General features: G+C 69.1%; 6 protein-coding genes. All 6 read right to left on the bottom strand.

Going from position 1 to position 7,357, the window contains the following annotated elements:
- Positions 1-28 precede the first annotated feature (28 nt).
- On the bottom strand, positions 29-817 hold the full coding sequence (locus NS2_RS34495) for a hypothetical protein (RefSeq protein WP_052087077.1): 789 nt from the start codon (positions 815-817) through the stop codon (positions 29-31).
- A 76-nt stretch (positions 818-893) separates the two neighbouring features.
- Entirely contained in the window at positions 894-2,486 is a 1,593-nt protein-coding gene (locus NS2_RS34490) for a GMC oxidoreductase (protein ID WP_162483915.1), read from the bottom strand.
- A gap of 157 nt (positions 2,487-2,643) precedes the next feature.
- Positions 2,644-3,354: a type 1 glutamine amidotransferase gene (locus NS2_RS34485; RefSeq protein WP_033091537.1), complete on the bottom strand. Its 711-nt coding sequence runs from the start codon at positions 3,352-3,354 to the stop codon at positions 2,644-2,646.
- A complete protein-coding gene (locus NS2_RS34480) occupies positions 3,351-4,577 on the bottom strand; it encodes a Mur ligase family protein (RefSeq protein ID WP_033091539.1) in 1,227 nt (408 codons plus the stop codon). Before NS2_RS34480 ends, NS2_RS34485 begins: the two co-directional genes overlap by 4 nt.
- 194 nt (positions 4,578-4,771) lie before the next feature.
- Positions 4,772-5,392 carry a pyridoxamine 5'-phosphate oxidase family protein gene (locus tag NS2_RS34475; RefSeq protein WP_033091536.1) on the bottom strand — a complete coding sequence of 207 codons (621 nt, stop codon included), beginning with the start codon at positions 5,390-5,392 and terminating at the stop codon, positions 4,772-4,774.
- Positions 5,393-5,456: 64 nt separating this feature from the next.
- Positions 5,457-7,223: a hydroxysqualene dehydroxylase gene (locus tag NS2_RS34470; RefSeq protein ID WP_147207427.1), complete on the bottom strand. Its 1,767-nt coding sequence runs from the start codon at positions 7,221-7,223 to the stop codon at positions 5,457-5,459.
- Between the last annotated feature and the right edge of the window lie 134 nt (positions 7,224-7,357).

Here is a 7,357-nt window from a genome sequence, read left to right as displayed (position 1 = left end):
GTACTAGCGGCACGGGTGCCCGGGGTAGTCAGGTGCGCGGGACCGGCCGGTGGTCGATCGCCTCCGGCACCCGCTCCCCCGCGTGCACGGCCTCCCGGATCTGATCGATGTTCTCGCGCAGGGCATCCGCCACCAGTTCGTCGGTGCGCGGATCGGCCAGCACCTGGAAGATGACGCGGAAGCTGGCGTCGGCGATGCCGCGGATCATCTCCTCGTGGAACGGGACGTAGCGCACCTTCCCCAGCTGCGGGTCGTTGCGGATCACCTCGAGGATCATCTGATCGATCTCGGCGCGGTTCTCCTCCAGCGCGCTGGCGATATTGCGGGTGTAGTGGCCGGTGCGCAACACCTCGGCGACCTCCTCCAGCACCGCGATGGTCACCGGTCGCTTGATCGCGTCGACGATCGCGCCCACCGAACGGTTCACCACGGCCGCGGTGATCCGATCCCCGAAGGCGCGGTCGGCGACCCGGCCCACCCGGACCGCGATCACCACGACGCGCAGCAGCCGGAAACCGCGGAAGAACGGGCTGGTCACCGGAATCATGCCGAGGACCTCGTACCAGTAGACGAACGGGAAGGTCCAGCTCCAGCCCTCACGCCGCCAGCGCCACAGGAATTCGGCCGCGAACACCGCGCAGATGCTGTAGTCGGCGATCCGGATGAACCGGTAGGTCTGATCGGCCACCGGGAAGAACGTCACCCACGCGACCAGCACCACCGAGACCACCGCCAGCGCGAGCATGACGAAATCGGTCCACAGGGCCGGGGGCTTGTGTGGATATTCGTCCGCCTCCGGCGCGACGGGCTCGATCACGACGTCCCCTTCCACATCGAACGGTCACGCCAGCGTAGTCGGCGCAAATGACGGGGAAGGGGGCCTCGGTTGCGGCCTACCGCCCGGCGCGGATGATCGCCTCGATATTGCGTTCGGCCACAGCGGTAATGGTGAGCGAGGGGTTCACGGTGGCGGTGCTGCCCGGAATGGCCGCGCCGTCCATGACGTAGAGGCCCGGGTGCCCGATGACGCGGCCGTAGCCGTCGGTGGCCCGGCCCAGCACCGCGCCGCCCAGCGGGTGGGCGGTGAAGAAGCCCTGTGCGTCATAGGCGATCGGGGTGTAGTCCACCACCGAGCCGCCCGCCTGCGCCACCTTGTGATCGACCGCGCGGCAGGCCGCGACCACCGCGTCCTGCGCCGCGCGGGGCCAGCTCAGCCCGACGCCATTGCTGGCCCGGTCGTAGCCGAAGCGGGCGCGGGTCGGATCCAGCACGATGCCCAGCGAGGCGATCGCGCCGGTGTCCACCGGAATGCCGGGCACGTACCAGTTTTCGAGGTGCAGCGGCATGCCCGAGTCGTCGAAGATGCGGCTGGCGCTGGGGACGCCGCCGCCGGTCGAAGCCAGCGCGCTGCTGCTGCGGGCCAGCACCACATCGCCATTGGTGCCCCAGCCGTCGCCGACGTGCTCGTTGAGATTCGGCAGGGTGCCGGTGGCCTGCGCGCGGACCAGCAGTTCGGAGGTGCCGACCGAGCCCGCGCCCAGGAACAGGCGGTCGCAGGTGAGGGTGCGGGTGCCGAGCACCTGTCCGGTGGGGCTCAGCTTGGTCACCGTGACCACGTACCTGCCGCCGTCCTGGCCGATGGAGTCGACGCGGTGGCCCGGGAAGATGGCCGAGCGGCCGGTGCCCTCGGCGTAGCGCAGATAGTTCTGGTTCAGATCGAACTTGGCGCCGTTGGAGTTTCCGAGATTGCTGCGCGCGGCGGTCGCGGAGGCGCGGCTGGCCCCGCCCAGTTCGGAGCGGATGACATCCCAGTTGAAGATCGAATCATTGGCCTGCGGTTCGTATCCCGCGGCCCGCACCTGCTGATCCCACATCCGCGAATGGGTGAAGGGCGCGGAGTCGTACACGTCCGCGGGCATGCTCGACAGCCGCAGCATCTGCCGGACCCGCGGGTAGTAGACCGAATCCAGTTCGTCGTAGCTCACCACGCCCCCGAAGACCTGGTCGAACAGGCGCTTCGGCGGCGCGACCATGGCCCCGGTGAACACGATGGACCCGCCGCCGACCGCGGCCGCGCGCCACACGTCGATGCCCGGGTACTGGGTGACGTCCAGCACGCCACCGAAATCCGCGCACGGCATGGGGACCTTGGTGACGCCGGTGAAGCTGGTGCGATGCCAGAAGCCACGCCCGTCCGGCAGGTCGTCGCCGGTGAAGATCTCCCGCCACGGGTCGTTGGGCCAGCGGGAACCGCGCTCCAGCACGGTGTTCTGCACCCCGGCCTCGGCCAGGCGCAGGGCGGTCACCGCGGCACCGAAGCCGGAGCCGATGACGATGGCCTCGCTGTGTTCCGGCGGATCCGGTAGCGGCGCGAAGATCTCGGGCACCCACGCTTGGAAGAGCGCGTTCCACAGCGGATTGGCCGACGCCGGGCCCGCGCCGCGCGTGGCGGCACCCGTCCCGACGCCCGCCAGCAGAGCCGCCATCCCGGCAGCCTTGAGTACGGCGCGCCTACGCAACCGGTCACCTCCCTCATCAACCCGTGACCGCGCGCGAGATTACCGGGCGGTCGGCCCCCGCTCAACAGGTTCGTCGACTCTCACAGCGGTCGGCGGATTCTGTTGACCGATATCACCGATTCGCTCAGGCCCGGAGGCGTTCGCGGCGCAATTGATCGACCTCGGGGAGATCCAGGGGCGGAAGCGAATCCACGCCCAGCGCCCGGCACAGCAGGTAGTCGGCGAGCTCGGGGTTCCGGGCCAGCGCCGGGCCGTGCATGTAGGTGCCCAGCACCGAGCCCTGGATGACGCCCTCGAGACCGTCGCCGACGCCGTTGCCGACGCCCTTGGTGACCCGTCCGAGCGGTTTGGCGTCGCCACCGAGTTTGGTACCGCCCCGATGGTTTTCGAAGCCCGTGAGGGGCGCTGAGAGGCCCGGAATCAGTGGCTGGGTGGCGACCTCGCCGATGGCGCGCTTGTCCTGGGGTGAGGTGGTGACGTCGAAAAGGCCTACGCCGTCGACGCGTTCGCCCGAGGAGGTCTCGTACCAGTGGCCGAGCACCTGGATCGCCGCGCAGATGGCCAGCACCGGCGCGCCGCGTCCGGCGGCCTCCTGCAGGCCCGGGTGGCGTTGCAGGTGGCGGGTGGCCAGGCGCTGGGCGGAATCCTCCGCACCGCCGAGGGTGTAGACGTCGAGCGAGTTGGGAACCGGCTCGGTCAAAGGGATTTCGACGATCTCGGCGTCGTACCCGCGCATGCGGGCGCGCTGGCGCAGGACGACGGCATTGCCGCCGTCGCCGTAGGTGCCCATGACGTCGGGCAGGACGAGGCCGATACGGACGGTGGATTCACTCATGCCTTGGTCCCCGCCTCCAGATCGCGGTTCAGGTCGCGGAACGCGGTGTAGTTGGCCAGCACTTCGACGCGGCCGGGAGGGCAGGAGGCGATGGCGCGCAAGGGATCCGCGACGGTGATGTGCTCGACTCCAGCGTAGGTCAGGCGCACCGCGAGGTCGGTGGCGCGCTCGCCGGCGGCCACCACCTGGGTGCCCTCGAAGAGCTCGAAGCACACGTCCCACAGCCAGGACAGGTCCTCGCCGTCGGGCACCTGGCCGTTGACCGCGATCACCAGACCCGTTGCGGCCGGGTCGATCATGGACAGCGCCTCCTGCCAGCCCGCCGGGTTCTTGGCCAGCAGCATGCGGGTGCTGCGGCCGTCCACGTCGACACTGCGGTAGCGGCCCGCGATCTCGCGGACGGTGCCGGTGGCCGCGGCGGCCTTCGCCGGATCCGCGCCCAGCGCTACCGCGGCGGCCACGGCTTGGGCCGCATTGCCGCGATTGGCACGGCCCGGAAGGGCAAGGGAGAGCGGGATTTCCAGCCCGTCCGGCCCGTACAGCGCGTGCTCGTCGACCCGCCACTGCGGCTCGGGGCGCTTGAAATCCGCGCCGGTGCTGTACCAGTGCTCGCCCTCCCACACAATGGGCTCGCCGCTGCGCGGGCAGCTGGTGGCGTCCACCGACCAGCCGCTGCCGGCCGATACCCACACCACATTCGGGTGGTCGTAGGCGATGGAGGTGACCAGCACGTCATCGCAGTTGGCGACGAGCACGGCCGCGGGATGGCGGGCCATGCCCTCGCGCAGGCGGCGCTCGATCATATTGATCTCGCCGACCCGGTCCAGCTGGTCGCGGGAAAGGTTCAGCAACACCACGACCGAGGGGTTCAGGGCGTCGGCCACGTGCGGCAGGTGCAGTTCGTCCACCTCGATGGCCGCCAGCGGCGCGGTACGGTGCGCGGTGAGCGCGGCCACGATCCCGGCGTCCATGTTCGCGCCGTCGGCCTGGGTGGCCACCCGGCCCAGGGTCTGTAGCGCCGCGGTGGTCATGCGGGTGGTGGTGGACTTGCCGTTGGTGCCGGTGACCAGCACAGTGCGCTTGCCGCGACCCAGCTGACCCATGATCGAGGGGTCGATCTTCAGCGCGATCAGCCCGCCGATCATGGAGCCGCTGCCGCGCCCGGCCCGCCGCGAGGCCCACGACGCCGCCGTCGCCGCCCGCAGCGCCAACTGTCCGCGCATCGAGATGTCTGCCACGCCGCGAGTTTATTGGGACGGTGAGTGTGATGCGCGGGCGGCTGTGTCTAATTTGCCCTCCGCTTCGCTCCGGGCGGGTTCGCGGCGCTGGAGGTCTCGTTCTTCCCTCCCTCCGCTCCTCCGCTACGCTCCCCCGCTCCACTCAGTCCAGAACGAGACGCGCCGCGAACCTGGTGCGTTCAGCTCTTGTAGAGCAATGCCTCGTAGTGGTTGGCGTAGTAGTCCTCCAGCTGCTCCACCGTTTCGGTCGTGTTCGGCTGCAGCTCCTTGACCATCCGGGCGTGCGAGGGCATGTCGACCTCGGCCCATTTCTCCGGTTTCCACAGGTCGCTGCGCAGCATGGCCTTGGCGCAGTGGAAGAAGATCTGCTCGATCGCGATCTCGATGGCCAGGATCGGGCGATGACCCTTGACCACCATGTCGTCGAAGTACGGTGCGTCACGGATCAGCCGGGCGCGGCCGTTCACGCGCAGCGTCTCACCGCGGGTGGGGATCAGGAACAGCACGCCCACATGCGGATTGGACAGGATGTTCAGATAACCGTCGGCGCGGCGGTTGCCCGGGCGCTCGGGGATCACGATGGTGTGGTCGTCGAGCACCCGCACGAAACCGGCCGGGTCACCCTTCGGCGAGGCGTCGCAATTGCCCTCGGCGTCACTGGTGGACAGCACGCTGAACGGGGAGTTGGCGATCCACTGCTTGTCCCGCTCGTGCAGCGCGACGCGCTCCTTGGACACGGCGCGCGGATTGGGTTCCCCCAGTAGTTCGCGCAGTTCGGCCGGGTCGGTGATCTCGCTCATGGCTCGATTCAACGCGCCCGGCGCCCGTGCGCACCAGCGAATTTCGGCCGGTGTGAGGAACTACCTACGCGTCGAACATATTCGGCTGTCCCGCCGCGTAGCGCGCCGCGTCCAGCTGCCGGAACGGTTCCAGCACCTCGGTGCGGTAGAGCGTGAACAGCTTGCAGCGCGGGGCATCCGAACCGGACACGTCGAGCAGCTTGTTCACCGCGGTGCGGGCCGCCTCGGACGCCCCCTCCATGGTGGCCAGGTCCACATTGGTGCGCACGTAATCGCCTGCCAGATAGAGGTTCTGGAGCGAATCGGAGTGCGATTCCGGACGCAGCGACCACGAGCCCGCGGCGTTGATCAGCAGCGGGTCGGCATTGGTATTGCGCCCCGCGGCGGCGTCCCAGGCGATTCCGGAGTCCAGGAACCAGGAGTGCAGGTCGTCGTCGCGCAGCAGGTCGGCGCGGTCGTTGAGGTGTGCTTTCAGCTGCGCCCAGGTCTCGCGCGCGATCTCGTCGGGGCTGCACTCCTTGGCCGTCTTGCCGTAGAGCGTGCCGCGGGTGTTCCAGTCGGAGATGTCGACCGACAGGCAGTCGCGCACGGTGCCGTCGCCCAGGCCGGTGATCGGGGTGCGGTTCCAGAACTGGCCCTGCGCAATGGAAGTCAGCGACCACGGCGAGTCGACGTAGGCGACGTGGCCGCGCGCGATATCGGTCGGGCGGCGCAGGAAGAACTGGATGCCGGTCATCCAGTCCACCGTCAGCTGGTTCATGCCCGCCAATTCCGGTCGCAGCGACAGGATTTCGGGCGTCCACAGGGTGCGGGCCACCTCCACGGGCATGGCGCTCACGAAATGGTCGGCGGTGACCGTCTGGGCCGCGCCCGACGAATCCACCACCCGAGCACCGGAAATCCGGGCCCCGTCCAGCTCCAGACCCCGGACCTCGGCGTTGACGAAGGCGACGCCGAGATCGCGCAGCCGGTTGACCCACGGGTCGATCCAGGCCTCGTTGGTGGCTCCGTTCAGCAGGCGGTCCAGCGCGCCGTCATTGCCGACCTCGAGCGGCTTGCCCAGGAACTGCTCGCCCATGGTGCCGATGGTGAGGGTGCTGGCCTTGTCCTCCTTCGCCGCCACCAGCAGTGTGGTGAGCGTGCGCGAGAGCAGCATGCGAAATTCCTTGGAGCGCTTGCCCGCACCCACGTAGTCGCGCCAGGAGACCAGGTCCCACTGTCCGTAGCGGCGGGCATCGCAGCTGGAGTTGAAGACCAGCAGGCGCTTGGCGAAGTGCAGGGCGTCCGCGGTCCCCATATTGGTGGATGTCGCGATAGCCGAGCCGACGGACTCGCGGAAGTCGTCGGGGGTGGACCAGATCTTCCCGAACTTGCCCATCGGAATGATGGTGTCGTCCATGCCGGTGCGCGAGAACCGCGCCTCGGGGGCCGCGACCAGGTTGTCCCATACACCGTTGGCATTGCCCGCGAAGGGAATTCGCCGCATGGTGTCGGGTATGTGGCGGTAGAAGCCCGGGAAGAACCGGAATCCGTGCTCACCCCACAGTTCCGGCCGCCCGTCCTTGCCGCTGCCCGGCACGGCGATGCTGCGCGCCTTGCCGCCCAGCGCCCGCCGCTCGTAGACGGTCACCTCGAAGCCGCGTTCGGCCAGTTCGTGTGCCGCGGTCAGACCCGCGACACCTCCGCCCAGCACCGCGACCCGACGTCCGGTCTCGGCCCGGGCGGCGGTCGGGCGGACGGCCCCCGCCGCCACCGTTCCCGCCATCGCCCCGGCCGCCACCGCTGAACGCAGCACCGTGCGCCGCGTGACGGACAAACGTTGTCCTGCCATACCCGTTACCTCCCACGCCTGGTCCGCATCCTATGGAGCTGTCGCAGACAGATGGTCGGTTGGGGTAGAAATTTTCAGCCCGAAGCCCCGGATTTCGCGCGAAATCCAGCAAATCGGACTGTTCGGCTAGTACT

This window comes from Nocardia seriolae NBRC 15557, assembly GCF_007990715.1.
Taxonomy (GTDB): Bacteria; Actinomycetota; Actinomycetes; order Mycobacteriales; family Mycobacteriaceae; genus Nocardia; species Nocardia seriolae.
This window is presented reverse-complemented; position numbering and strand designations above follow the sequence as displayed.